Annotated in this window: 12 protein-coding genes and 1 tRNA gene; 5 read left to right on the plus strand and 8 right to left on the minus strand. The window is 61.2% G+C overall.

Annotation, left to right across the window (positions count from 1 at the left end):
* Positions 1-2 precede the first annotated feature (2 nt).
* Genes AC1AX7_RS00255 through AC1AX7_RS00265 form a run of 3 tightly spaced genes read right to left on the minus strand, consistent with a single transcriptional unit; the run spans position 3 to position 4,970 of the window.
* Positions 3-1,538 carry a DUF5719 family protein gene (locus tag AC1AX7_RS00255; protein WP_476508111.1) on the minus strand — a complete coding sequence of 512 codons (1,536 nt, stop codon included), beginning with the start codon at positions 1,536-1,538 and terminating at the stop codon, positions 3-5.
* Entirely contained in the window at positions 1,535-4,645 is a 3,111-nt protein-coding gene (locus AC1AX7_RS00260) for a glycosyltransferase family 2 protein (protein ID WP_476508112.1), read from the minus strand. Before AC1AX7_RS00260 ends, AC1AX7_RS00255 begins: the two co-directional genes overlap by 4 nt.
* A 25-nt stretch (positions 4,646-4,670) precedes the next feature.
* Positions 4,671-4,970, minus strand: coding sequence for a WhiB family transcriptional regulator (locus AC1AX7_RS00265; protein WP_476508113.1), 300 nt, complete (start codon positions 4,968-4,970; stop codon positions 4,671-4,673).
* Between the two features lie 311 nt (positions 4,971-5,281).
* On the opposite strand from AC1AX7_RS00265, the gene AC1AX7_RS00270 reads away from it, so the two are divergent.
* The 4 genes from AC1AX7_RS00270 to AC1AX7_RS00285 all read left to right on the plus strand — a co-directional run bounded on the left by AC1AX7_RS00270 (position 5,282) and on the right by AC1AX7_RS00285 (position 10,515).
* Positions 5,282-6,712 carry an LCP family protein gene (locus tag AC1AX7_RS00270; RefSeq protein ID WP_476508114.1) on the plus strand — a complete coding sequence of 477 codons (1,431 nt, stop codon included), beginning with the start codon at positions 5,282-5,284 and terminating at the stop codon, positions 6,710-6,712.
* 86 nt (positions 6,713-6,798) lie between these two features.
* Positions 6,799-8,154 carry an LCP family protein gene (locus AC1AX7_RS00275; RefSeq protein WP_476508115.1) on the plus strand — a complete coding sequence of 452 codons (1,356 nt, stop codon included), beginning with the start codon at positions 6,799-6,801 and terminating at the stop codon, positions 8,152-8,154.
* A gap of 261 nt (positions 8,155-8,415) precedes the next feature.
* Positions 8,416-10,146: an FtsK/SpoIIIE domain-containing protein gene (locus tag AC1AX7_RS00280; protein ID WP_476508116.1), complete on the plus strand. Its 1,731-nt coding sequence runs from the start codon at positions 8,416-8,418 to the stop codon at positions 10,144-10,146.
* Between the two features lie 90 nt (positions 10,147-10,236).
* Positions 10,237-10,515, plus strand: a complete 279-nt coding sequence (locus tag AC1AX7_RS00285) for a WhiB family transcriptional regulator (RefSeq protein ID WP_003809589.1) — start codon at positions 10,237-10,239, stop codon at positions 10,513-10,515.
* Positions 10,516-10,616: 101 nt separating this feature from the next.
* Here AC1AX7_RS00285 and AC1AX7_RS00290 read toward each other — a convergent pair whose 3' ends face one another.
* Complete coding sequence (locus tag AC1AX7_RS00290; RefSeq protein WP_476508117.1) at positions 10,617-12,107, minus strand: sensor histidine kinase; 1,491 nt, start codon at positions 12,105-12,107, stop codon at positions 10,617-10,619.
* Positions 12,108-12,272: 165 nt separating this feature from the next.
* Between AC1AX7_RS00290 and trhA the strand changes: the two genes are divergently transcribed.
* Entirely contained in the window at positions 12,273-13,163 is an 891-nt protein-coding gene (gene trhA, locus AC1AX7_RS00295; RefSeq protein WP_476508118.1) for a PAQR family membrane homeostasis protein TrhA, read from the plus strand.
* Between the two features lie 98 nt (positions 13,164-13,261).
* Here the strand turns inward: trhA and AC1AX7_RS00300 are convergent, their stop codons facing one another.
* From AC1AX7_RS00300 to AC1AX7_RS00315, 4 genes are all read right to left on the minus strand, one after another.
* Positions 13,262-13,741, minus strand: a complete 480-nt coding sequence (locus tag AC1AX7_RS00300; protein ID WP_476508119.1) for a GreA/GreB family elongation factor — start codon at positions 13,739-13,741, stop codon at positions 13,262-13,264.
* 65 nt (positions 13,742-13,806) lie between these two features.
* On the minus strand, positions 13,807-14,214 hold the full coding sequence (locus tag AC1AX7_RS00305; protein ID WP_476508120.1) for an FKBP-type peptidyl-prolyl cis-trans isomerase: 408 nt from the start codon (positions 14,212-14,214) through the stop codon (positions 13,807-13,809).
* Between the two features lie 55 nt (positions 14,215-14,269).
* Positions 14,270-15,739: an L-serine ammonia-lyase gene (locus AC1AX7_RS00310; protein WP_476508121.1), complete on the minus strand. Its 1,470-nt coding sequence runs from the start codon at positions 15,737-15,739 to the stop codon at positions 14,270-14,272.
* A 132-nt stretch (positions 15,740-15,871) separates the two neighbouring features.
* Positions 15,872-15,951, minus strand: a tRNA-Leu gene (locus AC1AX7_RS00315).
* Positions 15,952-15,962: the final 11 nt, after the last annotated feature.

Genomic DNA, 15,962 nt, shown 5'->3' on the forward strand with positions numbered 1-15,962 from the left:
GTTCATCTCACGATGGTGGGGTCATTGTTCGCCCAAATCAGCTCCGTGGACACGGTCAAGGCCTCAGGCTTCATCGCGGACAGCCCGGCCAGCCCCGCATCCGTAACGGATCGCTGACCTATGCGGACGCCCCACGACGCTTCACCGCCTTCGTCATCGACCGATACGGCGGCCACATCCTCACCGAGCTCGGATGCGGCAAAGGACGTGGCATGTCCGGCGTCTACGGAGATGCGGCGAGTGCCGACCGCACTGCCCGCCGAGTCGTACGCCGTCACGGAAACCTCATCGTTCCGGGCTGCGGCAAAAGTCAATTCCGCATCGCACTGATCGGGAATCGCGACAGCCGAAGACCGCGCCGACGCCGGGACCGAGGCCAGCGCGAAATCCGACTGCCCGTCGTTCCCGTCGGAACGCGTCAGAATCGCGCTGAACGTCGCCGGGGAATCCGATCCGACTTCGATGGCCAACGCGTCTTGCGGAGCCGTGCCCATATCGATGACGGACACTCGATCGGCTTGCAGATGATGGTTCTCGGCACCGGTCGAGCCGTTCTCGCCTACCCATGCCACGCTGATATCCTGTTCGGCCTCGCTGTAGACGACGAGTTTCGTCTCGTCGTTTTCGCGCACCGACGGAATGTATGCCACGCCCTGCGTTTCGGTGACGGGAACCGCATACTCACTTCCCTTTGAAGCCAGTCCATCCATCGCCACACTTCGTACGTACGCCGCAATCGGGGTCTGCGCGCTCGACACGGTAACATACAGGCCATCCTGATTGCTTGCGGCAGCCGACAGGTCGAACACGGACTCCGAATGCGCAGGCACATTGATCATCGCGCCCGTACTCAGCTCCAATTCGCCTGCGCCGCGCGTGCCCCAGACATGCACGGTGATCGACGTCGCCTTGGAAGAGAGGTTGGCCGCGATCAGCTGCTGCGTCGTACCCGTCTGCGTACCGCCCAGAACAAAGGACTGATCCAGAGAAGGCGGCAGGCAGGAGGTCGCGGACACGCCTCGAAGATCACCGGTCGTGGCCCATGACATCACCGATGATGTGGGGCCCGTGCCATCCCTGGACTCCAGCAGACGCGTATTCTGCACAACCGGGGAAGAGGCGTCCGAAACCGCGGTAAGCGGAGAATCCCGACCTTCGTCCCCGTTCGCAGACAAGGGGACCGCATCCGCCCCCTCATCCGCAAGAGCGGATGCTTCGGAACCGTACACCGCGCCGAAGGCGGTGTATCTGGCGGAGGACTTCAGATCGCCTGCGCTGCTCTGGAACTGGCTGTCGCCATAGCTTCCGGTATCCGCAAGCTGCATCTGAGCCGGGCAGTACATCAGCAATTGCTTGGGACTGACCTGCTGGGACGTCGCGGATTGCGCCGAAACGGCATCGTCGGCGAATTGCGTGAACGGCATCCCGACAGCACAGATACCGGCTGCGGCGGCGATCGACAATGCGGAGGCCACCGCGCCTGTAATACGCAACGCCTTATTGCCTGCGGCAGGCTTCGAATGCATTCCCTGACTCATACGGACTCCTCGATTCGACCGTGCAGACGCGGCAAAGCCACCAGACAGTACATGAACATCACGATCCCCATACACCATAGCCACGCATAACGCCATTGGCTCGACTGCGTCCGCCGCTGCCATGACGTGTCGATCCCTTGGCCGTCCGCATCGGAAATCGTCAGACGATAATACGTGCCCTCATTGTTGCTTACGACGCTCTGCGTACCGTCAGAGGCCGTGATATTGGACATCAGCTGCGTCGCGGCATCCAAATCGCCATCCTGAGGGTCGAACGAAACGTAGATGCCGCCGAATCCCAGATCGTGAATCTGTGAGATCGCATCCGCGTCAGGATTCGCCAGCAAACGGACGGCCGCCGTGGAGATGGCTTCGCTGGCGGCGTTGCCCTGATCGGTAATATATTGCGCGCGTTGCGCCGGAGAACTGTCGATCAGATCGCCGCGCTGCGTACGCATCACGGTGAAGCTCACCTGATTGGCGGATTCCGCACGCAAGGCCAAAACCCGATGGTCGTCCTGCTGCAGATAATCGACCGCCACCATCGGCAGGCCGCCGTCACTGAATCCGACGGTGTCCTCCTGCGGACGCATCATCTGCGTCGACAGACCAGCGACGCTCGCAAGGGCAAGAAGCACCGCCAAGACGCCACGCGCGACAGTCGGAACGGGAACGGAACGCGACGAGGAACGTGCCACGCGCGACATGGATCCAGGTCGGAGCATCATGAAACGCTGCACCGCCGACCCGGAGACCAGGCATAGGCAACCCATCATGCCGACCAGCGCGAAAACGACTCCCGGCTGAGTCGAGGCCGCGGTCAGACCACCGGCATCGATGCCGACCGCGATGCGCGCGGCGATGCAGGAAAGCAGCATGCCCGTCAATACGACGACCCACATCATACGTGAGGCTCGGATGCCGAACGGCAACGCCAAGGTGATCAACGACACCGCCATCAGCAATGCGAGCACCGACACCACGATGAGTGCGCATATCGCATCGGCGCCGGCCAACCCGGACTTCATTGCCGAGATATCAATATCAAAGGCCCGATTGATGACGCCGATAAGACTCAAGGCTTCGGGAGCGCCGTTCCGCCCGGTCGAAGGAATCATGATGTCGCCGAACAGCGCGCGCCATAGGCCCTGCGGCGCATACCGCACGGCATTCATCAGACTCGGCGCGCAGACCAGTGCGGAAGGCAGCGGAATCAGCCACAGCATCATCCGATGCCCTCGAACGAACAATACGAACGCGACGAACGTCACCACCAAGGGGAACAGCAGCTGCGGCTCGGCCGCGACGACCGCGACGAAGCACAGCGCTCCCAAAGCCGCGGACTGCACCGATGCACGGGAATACACCGGCTCTTCCGTTCGGTACATGCCGACGGCGCGGAAAGTGAACGCGAACGCCGTAGGCAGGAAGGTCATCACCGTAAGCATCGGCAGATTCGCATCGGCATAAAAGCCCAAAGAGAACGAGAAGGAGACCCACAGCAGCGACGTAGCGGCGCGCACGGCGTCGGAACGGGTGAATATGCCGGCAAAAGCCCAGAACGACAATGCGCTTAAAGGCGCCGACATGAAGAACATCGCCGAAAGAGCCACGGATACATTGCCAAGCGTAATCATGCTGGCGCACATCAACACCAGCAGCCACGGCGTCGGAGGAGCGGGAACGCCCGTACCGTATCCGAAAACCCAAGGCGTGGTGGCGGCCTGCACCAGTTGATTGAAATTCGCGCCTGTGGGCAAAAGGGAATCCGAATACAACGAACCGGAAGACCATGAGGCACGGAACACATCCCATTGCGACGCGATGACGGCGACCGACACGGCCAACGCCATGATCAGGGCGATGGTCCAGCGCCGAATCAGACGACGCCGCAGATGGGCCTTCGCCAAAGGACTCAGCACGACATGGTCGCGTTGGGCTTCGAAGGCGTTACGACGGTCATGCCATTGGGCGATCTGTTTTCCGGTGGCCATCAATGCGGATAGCTGGGACTTGGGTACGACACGTTGCGCGACCACCGTGGAGCGTGCGTGAAAGGCGCCGGGAATGTCAAGAACGGCCAGCCAAGGCAACATAAGCTCGCACAATGCCTCATACGGACGTTTGTGCACCAGCTGCGACACGAACAGCCCCAATGCGCGCAGCAGCGACCACAGCCACCACAACGGCCACAGCACGCGATGCGTTTCGCAATAGCGATAGCGCTGGCTGGCGCGCAGCACGCCCAACGAGGGATTGTTCGGCTCGGATTCGTCCAAGGCATGCCCTCCGCGCGAGCGTATGCCTTCATACCTCGCACGACGATGCGCCATACGGGCTCGCGGCACGACCACCACACGGCCGCCGCTATACACCACGCGGCGGGAGAAATCCACCGACTCCCCCAGCGTCGTGAACCAGGAATTCACGCCGCCCAGCATCGTCAATGTCTTCAGGGGGACGAGAGCCCCCGCCAGAGACACCGCAAACACATCCTGACGGCTGTCATACTGCTCCTGATCGGGCTCACCGTCCACGACCAAGGAAGCCACGCCGCGTTTCGACGCGTACATGCCGACATCATGCAGGTTTTCGCCCTGCCAATCCAGCTGCTTGGCCCCCAACAGCGAAGCGGTGGATGTATTGCGCCACGTATCGGTCAAGGCTTCAAGACAATGGTCATCGGCGGGACGCGAATCGTCGTGCAGCAGCCACAACGCCTGCACATGACCACCTACGTTCGTCTGCCGGATTCCCCTGCCTACCGCATCCGCGAAAGAGACGGCGCCTTCGACGCCTACGATCTGGACTTGTACGGTCCTTGGCGGCATCTCGGCGATGACGCCCGTCGACACGACCGGCGTCACGACGAGTTCAAGTCCTACAGGCTCCTTCTGCCCGCCCGTGCAATCGACGATGACGACCATGCCCGGCATCACGCGCTGCGACAATACCGCGTCCAACGTCTCCGGGAAGAATCTCCAATCAGCCTCAACCGTGATGACCGCAGCGACGTCGGCGGCGATATCTCGGGGGTGGCAGGCCGTCCCCTTGCCCAACGCTTCGGCCACCATCCGCTGGATTTCATTATTGCCTGTGGAATTCATAAGCTCAAGTGTACGCGACGCCCTGCTATGCCCGTTCCTTCAGTTCCTTCTTGTACTTGCGACGTTCACGCTCGCTCATGCCGCCCCATATGCCGAAACGCTCATCATGGTCGATGGCCCACTGCAGACACTGCTCGCGAACCTCGCATTGCGCGCATACACGCTTTGCGTCCCGTGTCGATCCGCCTTTTTCCGGAAAGAACGCCTCTGGATCCGTTTGGGAGCATAACGCCTTGTGCTGCCAAGACAAACCGTCGTCCTGTGTGAACAGTCCCCAAAGCTCTATCCACGGGTTGTCGGAGGAATCGCTGGCCATATCCTGCATGCGCCCTCCTGTCCTTTCTTCAGCAACAGATGCCTGATGTTTACGATTGAACACACGCGAAGCAAAAATGTCAAATTTATTTATCGGCAATACCAATGTTCGGGACAAAACGTGCTAGGCGGATATGCCGGGCGGGACGGGCACCGAATGCATCGCGACGACGCATGTTTCCTTCGCGGTGCAGAAGACGGAGTAAAGTGGCATATCAGTGCCGTACAATGTACCGGGTTCGCCGTATTCAAACATCGGCGTGTCGCGCTATGCGCACACGGCTACGGCACGTATCCGCCCAACCGAGGAAGGTAGTCACTGTGCACCCTAACACCACCGACGACAAGCTCCCCCATATCAGCGGTCTGCGCAACGCATGCCCGAAGCATAGCCTCGGTTACCGTATGGGGCTCAGGCTGCGCAGCATCATCGCCATGGTGGCGATCGCCTGCTTCATGTTCACGGGATCGGCCGCGGCGGCGGTGTGGGTCGACCTGAATTCCACGGTGCAAAGCGGAGTCGTGAAGCCCATCGTCCAGGCCGACGATAATGAGGAAGAGGAACGCATCATCGATCCGAATGCGGGCAAAAGCATCGAACTGCTGATTCTCGGTCAGGACACGCGCGAAGGCGAAGGCAATTCCGCGCTCGGCGGATCCCAGGATCCGGCGGATGCAAGTTTGCATAATGCAGATACCACGATGGTCATGCAGATCTCAGCAGATCGTTCGTGGATCAATCTGATATCCATTCCAAGGGATTCCATCGTCGATGTGCCGCAATGCGAAACCACCAACGGCACGATGGCGGCGCAGTACGGCGTGATGTTCAACTCGATCTTCCCGAACGCATGGAGCTTCGGCGGCAATCTTGCCTCTGCCGCCAGCTGCACCATGAATGCGGTCAATTCGCTGACAGGATTGAATATCACGAACTTCGTCGTCGTCGACTTCCAAGGCCTGCGCAATATGATCGACGCTTTGGGCGGCGTGGACCTTTGCATCCCGACCGACATCCAGGACGTATACACCGGACTCACCCTGTCGAAAGGCCTGCAGCATCTCGACGGCACGCAGGCCACGCAGTACGCGCGAGTACGCCACGGCGTCGGCAACGGCACCGACACGATGCGCACCACGCGTCAGCAATATCTGATCAAGCAGCTCATACGTACCGCGCTGAGCAAAAACCTGTTTACCGACACCTCACAGCTGTATCAGCTCGCAAAGTCCGCCCTGCAATCGCTCAATTTCAGCGAGGGTCTTGGAGACCTGTCCACACTGGTCGGCCTGGCGATGAGTCTGGCATCGTTCGACATCAGCAACCTGTATGCGCAGACCGTTCCGGTCATACCGGCCCCTTCGGACGAAAACCGCCGCGTCTGGACCGATGACGCCGACCTGTTGTGGGCCAAGATACGCGAAGGCAAACCGCTGACGGAAAACACGCAGGCCAACACGGACGGTCCTGATGCCGGCGCCGATCAGCAGCCGACCGACGGCACGACCGACGGCACGGCAAGCGGCGACGGAGCATCCGCCGGGGATTCCGCGACGACCGAGACGCCGGCCGCACCGACACCGGATCCGGTCACCGGACTGATCACCCTGGAGGACGGCACACTGGTCGATCCGGACACCGGCGGCATCGTCGACCCCGAAGACGGAAGCATCCTCGATCCGAACACCGGCGAATACATCGGCATAGCGGACCGTTATCTGAATGCCACCGTATGTGCCGTTACTGAGTAGGAATCACGGGTTTGGACCGTACATGGTCCGTTCCATGTAAAAAAGTGTGTGGCAGAACACCGTACAAGCCCTTGTAAGAGGAGACCATGAGCGAAAAGACCGGAAGCCGGCAGCCCCAGGACATTCCGCCCAGCTTTGTTCCGTCAAACGGCCGCAAGACCGGCTCCGGGCAAACATATTCCAGCAGGCCAGGCAGCTCCGGCGCCACCCCGCCCAGTTTCGCTCCGGCCGCTTCGAGGCCCCACCCATCAGCGTCGGCTTCGCGGACGCATGGCGGTTCCGTCGGCCAACCGTCCGGCCGGATTGCGGGCACGCCGATCGATCAGGCGCCAAGCTTTCCGCCGGCGACCGCGCATACGCCCGCCGCGCGGCGTTCCCATGGATCGACAAGCACATCCGCATCACGCACCGCAAACGTGGCACCGGCAAAACAGGCTCCCGCGCTGTCATCATTCGCCGAATCCGGAGCGATGGCACGACGCGCGCCGTCCAAAGCGCGAAAGGCGTTCAACGCCTTCGTCGTCGCTCTGGTCGTTCTGGTCATCACGTTGGTCGTCGGTCTGTTCGGCACGTGGAATTGGGTGGATGGGCATCTGAACAGAACCGCTTGGCTGTCTGATATGGACGATTCCCCTGCGACGTCATGGCTGATTCTCGGTTCCGACGAGCGCGACGGAACCGTCGGCGGAGACGTCGGTGACGCCGTCGGTTTCAGAACCGATACGATTCTGGTGCTGACCAAACCGACCAATGGTCCGAGTTCCCTGATCTCCATTCCGCGCGACTCGTTGGTCGTCGTCAACGACCAATACATGAAAATCAATGCGGTTGCGGAATTGTACGGCAGGCAGGCGCTTGTGGAGCAAATCGAACAAATCACAGGCCACAGAATCGATCATGTCGCGCAATTGCAGTTCGGCGGTCTGATCAATGTGGTCGACGCTTTGGGCGGCATCGAATTGTGCTACGATCAGGATGTCGATGACCCGTATTCCGGATTGCAGTGGACGGCCGGATGCCATGTCGTCGATGGCGGCACCGCGCTTGCGTTCGCCCGTATGCGGTATTCCGATGTACAAAGCGATTTCGGACGCTCCGAACGTCAGCGTCAGGTCATCGGCGCCATTGTGAAAAAAGGAATGTCCAAGGAAGTGCTGACCAGTTTCGGGACGATTCATGATGTCGCACAAGCCGGATTGGACGCGTTGAACGTAGACGAGAACACCACCCCGTACACATTGGCGCAAATGATGCTGGCCTTCAGAAACGCCTCAAGCGATCAGGGCATCAGCGGCACCATATATTGGCAGGATCCCGCATACTACATTGATGGAGTCGGGTCCAGCGTGCTTCTGGACGATGAGAGCAACCTGAAGCTATTCGATGCGCTCAATGACGGCAGCCACGAGCCGGGGGCCGTGGGTTCCCTCGCGGAGGGCTGATCCGGTTCATCCGAAGCCACGACACGCGGCGTCGGCGTGTCCACTGGTCATATGCCTTCGACACGCCGCAATTGTGGATAACCGTTTCTTTTCGTCCACAATTGCCGGAATGGATTGACAGGCGTTCACGCGTCACCGCACACTGACGACATGACGCGAAGGATCAGGAAGCATGGACGGCGACGGCATCGATCAGGCGGATACGGCGATCGCCGTATCCTGCGCATACTTGCATGGGTTGCGCCCACCTGCGCGCAATCGATGATGCTGACGGTCATGTTCGTCCAAGGCAATTGGCTGTTCTGTCTGATGATCGTGCCGGGCATTCTCGTCAGCCTGTCCAATATGCTGCTGTCCTTCCCGCACGGTACCGAAAAGCCCGCAACGGCGGCGGCCGAAGGCGGCGTGCATGCGTGGCACACCGCATCGGACGGGCGGACGGACGACTCGTGTGGCGTCGCCGTGCCGTCGTCGCCCCAGCATGTGCTCGAGGAGATGCTGGGATTCGAAGACGATCATCTTATGTGGCGGCATATCGTATTCAACTGGCTTATGCCGTCGTCATTCGATGTCGCCATCGGATGGAGCGCCGACGGCCCCTACTCCATCGACCTGCGCAGGCAGGGGCCTCACGCGTTGGTGGCGGGAACCACGGGATCAGGCAAATCGGTGCTGCTGCAAAGCTGGTGTCTTGCCCTCGCCGCCAATATCGCGCCGAACGAACTGCGATTCGTCTTCCTGGATTTCAAAGGCGGCTCCACATTCCATCAGCTCGCCGAGCTTCCCCATACCATCGGCAACGTATGCGACCTGAATCTCAAGCATGCGGTACGAGCGCTCGAAGCCTTGGAGCGGGAGCTGCGACGCCGGGAGCGGTTGGCGGCCGATGCCCGGGTGCCCTCGATCGATCTGCTAAGCCCGGCGCAGCCGCGCCTCATCATCATCGTCGATGAATTCCAGGCCCTTAAGGATCAGCTGCCGGATTATATGGGCCGACTCAACCGAATCGCCGCACAGGGAAGATCCTTGGGAATGCATCTGATCGCCTGCACGCAAAATCCTTCAGGGCAGGTCAGCGCCGACATGAAAGCTAATATTTCGTTGAACATATGCCTGCGGGTCAGGGATGGCGCGCAGTCCCGCGAGCTCATCGGAGACGCGCGCGCCGCGTCCATCGACCCGGCCAGGCCCGGAGTCGCCTACTGCAACGACGGCGCCGAAGTCGTCGCCATGCGATGCATCCCCGCATACGACATCGCCCGATGCGTCGACGCGATACGCACCGCGTACTCATTCGTCGGACAAGCGCCGCCGGCCGCGTTGTTCACCGCTCCCCTGCCCGCGATCGTATCGCCTCACACGATGCCCGCCGCGCGATCGACTGAATCGGTCCCTTTCGCCGTCGGGGACGACGGAACGCGCCTGCGGACGGTCACGCTGACGTTGCGTGCGGGCAACATCGGCGTATTCGGACCACGCGGGCACGGCAAAACGACCGTGTTGCGCGCGATCATCGAACAGACGATGCATATCGACGGTTTGGACGCGCTGCATACCATCCGGGACGCGCATGGCTACGTGACCGTGCGGATCAGGCCTGATATTCCTCCGCAGCCGCCCGGCAGGCACCGCATATGGTTCGTCGACGATGCCGACGACCTGTTCGATCCTTTCTGCACGTCGTCCGACGCGAAGCGATTCATGCGTGCGCTTGCCGACCCGCATCGCACCGTGGTGTTCACGGCGGAACGCATTCGCCATATCAGGATTCCCGAACATTGCCCGACCAGGATCGTCTTTCCGTACGCCGACAGGACCACGGATCTGATGACCGGGGTCCCGGCCGCGACGCTCGGCTCCTTCGACACGCACGACATGTCCGTTCCGGGACGTGCGATTTGGATTGACGGCGCGACATGTCAGCCGGTGCAGTGTATGCTTCCACGCGGGTCGACCCATTGCGGAAAACATGTGAACGAACGAAGTTTTTAGCTCAAAACTCTTGAAAAAACATCTTTTTCGTGTTTTCCTGTTTAGTAAACCGCAAACATGCGGATATGACGATAGGCGATGAGGAAAAATATGAGCAGTGCTTTTGATTGGCGTGCCAAGGCCGCATGCCGGGATAAGGATCCTGAGTTGTTCTTCCCGGTGGGCAACACCGGTGCCGCGTATCAGCAGATCGAAGAGGCGAAGGCCGTATGCCGCACCTGCAAGGTCATCGACGCATGCCTCAAGTGCGCGCTGGACACCAATCAGGATTATGGCGTCTGGGGCGGATTGAGCGAGGACGAGCGTCGCGCCTTGAAGCGTCGCGCCATGCGCGCCCGCCGTTCGCAGGCCATGCAGATGCAGGTCTGATCGAAGGATCCGGATTCTGCCGGCCACCGGCGGTTCGGCTGCGACGCGGACATGATGGATGTGCCTCCGATGCGATATCGCATCGGAGGCACATCCGTATATCAGTTCTCCGCCTGGGCCGCGCGCAGCGTCATGTCGAGCACGACGCGCGTGCCGCCTCCCCGACGCGGCTCCCAACGCACGGAGCCTCCGAAATCATTGGTCACGAACGTGTTGATGATCTGCGTTCCCAATCCCGATCCGGAGGAACGCGCCATTCCGTCATGTTCCTCATTGTCCAGACCGATGCCGTCGTCTTCGACCACGACATTGAGCGAATTGCCGCCACGTCCGACGGAGATCACGATATGGCCGTCCTTGCGGCCTTCGAATCCATGCTCGACCGCATTGGTGATCAGCTCGGTCAGCACCAGCGACAGCGGGGTGGCGTCCTGGGCCGGCATCATGCCGAATTTTCCGACGAAATTGATGGAGATATGCTGGTCGCGCATCGTGGCCAGATCCACGCTCATCTTCAGCAGATTCGAAATGACCTTGTCGAAGTCGACGACCTCGTCTGCGGTCTGGCTCAGGCCTTCATGGACCATCGCGATCGTCTGCACGCGGCGCTGGGCCTCCTCCAGCTCCTTCTTGACCTCCTGGGACTTGGTCTTCCGCGCCTGGAGGCGCAGCAACGCGGATACCGCCTGCAGATTGTTCTTCACGCGATGGTGGATTTCGGAGATCGTCGCATTCTTGGTCTGCAGTTCCTTTTCGCGGCGTCGCAGCTCGGTGACGTCACGGCACAGGACGATGCCGCCGGAACGGCCGTTGTTGTCCATCAAAGGCAGGGAACGCATGGATACTGCGGATTTGTTGGCGTCCAATTCGGAATCGACTGCGGCCTTGCCGCTCAACACCAACGGCAGGGTTTCCGGAACCGGATCCTTTTCCCGGATCAGATTCGTGCCGATTTCGCTGAGGTACTCCCCCTGCATCGTGGTCACCCACCCCAGACGGCGGAAGCAGCTTATCGCATTCGGAGAGGCGTAGCGCACCACGCCGTCGACGGTGAGCACGATGAAGCCGTCGGCGACCCGGGCGTTGTGGCGCTGGTTCATCACCGGATTATGATAGGGGAACTGACCTCGTGGGATCATCTCATACAGCTGCTTGCCGGCATTGATGCTTTCGGACTCGTAGCGGCCGTTCGACTCGCGCGTGGCCATGTTCGTTTCACGCACGACCAGCCCCAGGGTCTTGCCGTTATGGCGGACGGGCGCATAGACATTGCATACCGTCGATCCGCCGACGGTGCGCAGGACCGTGGACCGGAACACCGTTTCGGATTTCATCGCGGCATCCAGTTCGACCGACATCTGCGAATCGACTTCCATGCCGACGACGTCTTCGCTGCGAAGGCTCATCACCGTGGAGGGACGGCACTGTTCGGCGATGATGTATTTCCCGTCCCCCGACTGCAGGATCAGCAGCAGATCGGCGAAGCTCAGATCCGCGATCACCTGCCAATCGGCGACAAGATGGTGCAGCCATTCGCGGTCTTCGTCGCCGAAATCAGGGCGTGTCATCAGAATATGTGAAAAATCAGCCATGCGTCCCATGATACGCATATTTCGTGTCGCCGTTACCGCAATGCCGGACATGCCGCGCCGCTTTCGGCTCGGACCGCCGCATGCCGGCGTCGCTCTCGACAATATCCGCAACCTACGGTATCGTAAGCTACGGTTCCGTAACCGACAGTGCACAGGATCGAAACGATGAACGATACGACACAGCAGAGCGAACAAGAAGACATCCGGGCGACGCTCGACGAGCTCAAGGCGCAGGCCCTTGCGGCGGACGTGGCCGCTGTCAGGGCGAAGGCGCGCAACAAGGCCGACGACATCCGGCATAAGGCCGAGGCCCGAGCCCGCAAGGCCATCGCCAAGGGCGAATACAAGGCGGCACGCATACAGGGGCTCGTTCCCGACAAACCGGCGCGCAGGATACGCCTCGACGTACATGGGCGCCCCAAGCCGCTGATGCGAGGATGGATCCACGCCGCGGCGGCCCCGCTTGCGCTGGCGGCGGGCATAGTGCTGATCTGCCTTGCCCAGGACATCGCATTGAAGTGGGCCTGCGCCGTGTTCATGGTCTGTTCGCTGGTGCTGTTCGGCAACTCCGCCGCCTACCATCTCGGCGATTGGTCGCCGAAGGTGACCAATGTGCTGCGTCGCATCGACCATATGAACATCTTCCTGCTGATCGCAGGCACCTACACCCCGGTGTCGTTCGCACTGGAACCGTTCTGGCGCAACGCCATCATCATCGGCATGTGGGTCTGCACGACCATCGCGCTGATCATCCATGTGATCTGGATCGATGCGCCACGCTGGCTGTATGTCATCGTCTACATCATCTTCGGCGTGTCGGGCGTGGCCTATATGGGCATGTTCTGGCTCTCCCCCGCGGCAGGCCCCGCCGTCGTCGTGCTGTTGGCCTCCGGCGGCGCCTGCTATATCGCCGGCGCGATCGTATACGCGCTGCGCAGGCCCGATCCATGGCCGCGCGTATTCGGATTCCACGAAATCTTCCACATCGGCACCGTCGCGGGATATGCGTGCCACATGGTCGCGATCTACATGGTGATCGTCGCCCTGTGGCAATAGCGCCGGGGAATCGGCCCGCATAGCGATGAGGTCCCCCGTATCGTACCGGGGCAAGCCGGCGCGATACGGGGGACCTCATTGACGTCTATGCGACGCCGTCAGTTCAGCGGCTTCGAGTCCTTGATCGTCACCGAAATCTCGCGGCCGTTCGGAGCCTTATAGGTCACCGTGTCCCCCGTGTGGGAGCCGATGATGGCGGCGCCGATCGGCGATTCCGGACTGATCACGTCATAATCGGTGGCCACCGCGATATCGCGGGAGCCCAGCACATACGTCATTTCACGACCGGCCATGTCGATCGTGACGACGGAGCCGTTGCCGACCAGGCCGGCCTGGGGGGCTTCCAGGATCTTCGCGTTACGCAGCTTGACGATCAGTTCGTTGATGCGCCCCTCGTTCTTGCTCTGCTCCTCGCGTGCGGCATGATAGCCGCCGTTTTCCGACAGATCGCCTTCGGCGCGGGCCGCGGCGATGCGTTCGGTGATCTCGTCACGGTATTCGCCTTCGCGGTACGTGAGCTCTTCCTTAAGCTTGTCGTACGCTTCCTGCGTAAGCAGGATGGTTTTTTCCTCAGTCATGTTTCCTCCTTGGACGAATCCTTGCGCCGGATCCCCGTCGAATCGCGAAGATCCGGCGGCCTGATTCAGCGCGTCGAAATGATGTCGATGACGAATACCAGGGTGTCCCCGCCGCCGATGCCGGCCTGCGGAACGCCACGGGTGCCGTATCCGTATTCCGGCGGGATCGAGACCACCAGACGGGAGCCGACGTTATGGCCGGGAACGGTCTGGTCCCAGCCCTTGATGACCTGGCCCACGCCGATGCCGAAGCTGGCCGGCTGGTGGCGTTCGAAGCTGGAATCGAAGGCGGAGTCCTTGCCCCAGACCACGCCATGATAGTTCACGGTCACGGTGTCCCCCCGGCGGACCATCGGGCCGTCGCCTTCGACCAGTTCGACGACCTTCAGGCCGGTCGGGGCCTCGGCGGTCGGGAAGACGATGGACGGCGCGGCGCCGAACTCGGCGTTGACTTCAGGCATCTGATTGGACATGTCGTATAACCTCCTTATAAGCGCAATGCCACATACAATAGCACCATCCCGGCATTCAGCATTCCACGACGTTCACGGCAAGGCCGCCCTTGGAGGTCTCCTTGTACTTGGCCATCATGTCTTCGCCGGTGTCCTTCATCGTCTTGATGGCCTGATCCAACGTGACGATATGCGTGCCGTCGCCCAGCATCGCCATACGCACCGCGTTGATGGCCGTATTCGCGGCCATCGCATTGCGTTCGATGCATGGGATCTGCACCAGTCCCCCGACGGGGTCGCAGGTCAGTCCAAGATTATGCTCGATGCCGATCTCCGCGGCGTTCTCCACCTGCTGGACGGTGCCTCCCATAACGGCGCACAGTCCGGCGGCGGCCATCGAGCATGCCGTGCCGACTTCGCCCTGGCAACCGACTTCGGCACCGGAAATCGACGCGTTGCGTTTGAACAGGTATCCGACCGCGCCGGCGGTGAGCAGAAAATCGATTATGCCGTCTTCGTTTGCGCTTTCGACGAAATGCCAGTAATAATGCAGCACCGCGGGGATGATGCCGGCGGAGCCGTTGGTCGGCGCGGTGACGATGCGTCCGCCTGCCGCGTTCTCTTCGGAGACCGCCAAGGCGAACAGATTGACCCACGCGGCGTCGGAGGCCTCCAGGACGGCGTCCGCGCGGCGCTCCCCGCGGTGCAGCACATCGCTGTTCGCGGCAAGACGCGCATACATATGGGGGGCGCGACGTGGCACGTCAAGGCCGCCGGGGAGAATGCGCCGCCCGCTGGTGCAGCCGTTGTCGACGCACTGACGCATGGCGTTCCACACTTCGATCAGATCGCGCCTCACCTCGGATCCGGGACGCTGCGCGATCTCATTGGCCCACACGACCTGCGCCATCGTCATGTGATTGTCGACGCAGGCCGCGACCAATTCGTCGCATGTCGTGAACGGATACGGCAGGGCGGCGGATCCGTCGTCATCGGCGTCGAAGGCGTCGTCCGCGGCGTCACCGGAAGCGTCGTCGGATACGGCATGGTCGTGCATGCCGATCAGCGGATCGTCGATGCCGCCCTGCCGGATGAATCCGCCGCCGATCGAATACCAGACCTGTTCCAGCAACACACCACCATGCATATCGAACGCCTGGAAACGCATGCCGTTGGGATGCGCGGCAAGACGCAGCCAACGTTCCATGACGATATCGCAATCGTAGTCGAAGGGGATCGGATGCGAACCGCCAAGATTCAGGACGCCGCTCGCCGCGCATTCCTCGCGTATCGCCGCCAGATGATCCGTATCCACGGTTTTCGGCAGATTGCCTTCCAATCCGGCCATTGCGGCACGGTCGGTGCCGTGTCCGAGTCCGGTCATCGACAGCGATCCATAGAGGACGACACGCACGCGGGCCGTTTCCGCCAGTTTTCCGGCGTCGGCCAGCGCGTCGGCGAATTCCTTCGCCGCGCACATCGGGCCGACGGTATGGGAGGAGCTGGGACCGACTCCGATGGAGAACATTTCAAGAACGCTGAACATACCGCTTTCCAATCATGCTGTTGTCTGCAATCTCGCCGTCGTCCGGCAGGTCGGGCGTACGGGCGACGTTCAAGACAATGATGCCGGCATGTTCCAGGCCTTCTGGCCAAGAACATGCCGGCGTATCACCAGTGCCCCCAGCGGGACTCGAACCCGCAAGCCGAAGCGGCTGATTTTAAGTCAGCTGCGTATACCGATTTCGCCATGGGGGCGTTCGTGGACG

Source organism: Bifidobacterium sp. LH_449, from assembly GCF_056356755.1.

Bases quoted from the DNA above. Each gene is read 5' to 3' on its own strand.
- AC1AX7_RS00265 (WP_476508113.1), bottom strand. From the start codon at position 4,970: ATGCAGGATATGGCCAGCGATTCCTCCGACAACCCGTGGATAGAGCTT.
- AC1AX7_RS00290 (WP_476508117.1), bottom strand. From the start codon at position 12,107: ATGGCTGATTTTTCACATATTCTGATGACACGCCCTGATTTCGGCGAC.
- AC1AX7_RS00305 (WP_476508120.1), bottom strand. From the start codon at position 14,214: ATGTCCAATCAGATGCCTGAAGTCAACGCCGAGTTCGGCGCCGCGCCG.
- trhA (WP_476508118.1), top strand. From the start codon at position 12,273: ATGAACGATACGACACAGCAGAGCGAACAAGAAGACATCCGGGCGACG.
- AC1AX7_RS00285 (WP_003809589.1), top strand. From the start codon at position 10,237: ATGAGCAGTGCTTTTGATTGGCGTGCCAAGGCCGCATGCCGGGATAAG.
- AC1AX7_RS00280 (WP_476508116.1), top strand. From the start codon at position 8,416: ATGATGCTGACGGTCATGTTCGTCCAAGGCAATTGGCTGTTCTGTCTG.
- AC1AX7_RS00310 (WP_476508121.1), bottom strand. From the start codon at position 15,739: ATGTTCAGCGTTCTTGAAATGTTCTCCATCGGAGTCGGTCCCAGCTCC.
- AC1AX7_RS00300 (WP_476508119.1), bottom strand. From the start codon at position 13,741: ATGACTGAGGAAAAAACCATCCTGCTTACGCAGGAAGCGTACGACAAG.
- AC1AX7_RS00255 (WP_476508111.1), bottom strand. From the start codon at position 1,538: ATGAGTCAGGGAATGCATTCGAAGCCTGCCGCAGGCAATAAGGCGTTG.
- AC1AX7_RS00275 (WP_476508115.1), top strand. From the start codon at position 6,799: ATGAGCGAAAAGACCGGAAGCCGGCAGCCCCAGGACATTCCGCCCAGC.
- AC1AX7_RS00260 (WP_476508112.1), bottom strand. From the start codon at position 4,645: ATGAATTCCACAGGCAATAATGAAATCCAGCGGATGGTGGCCGAAGCG.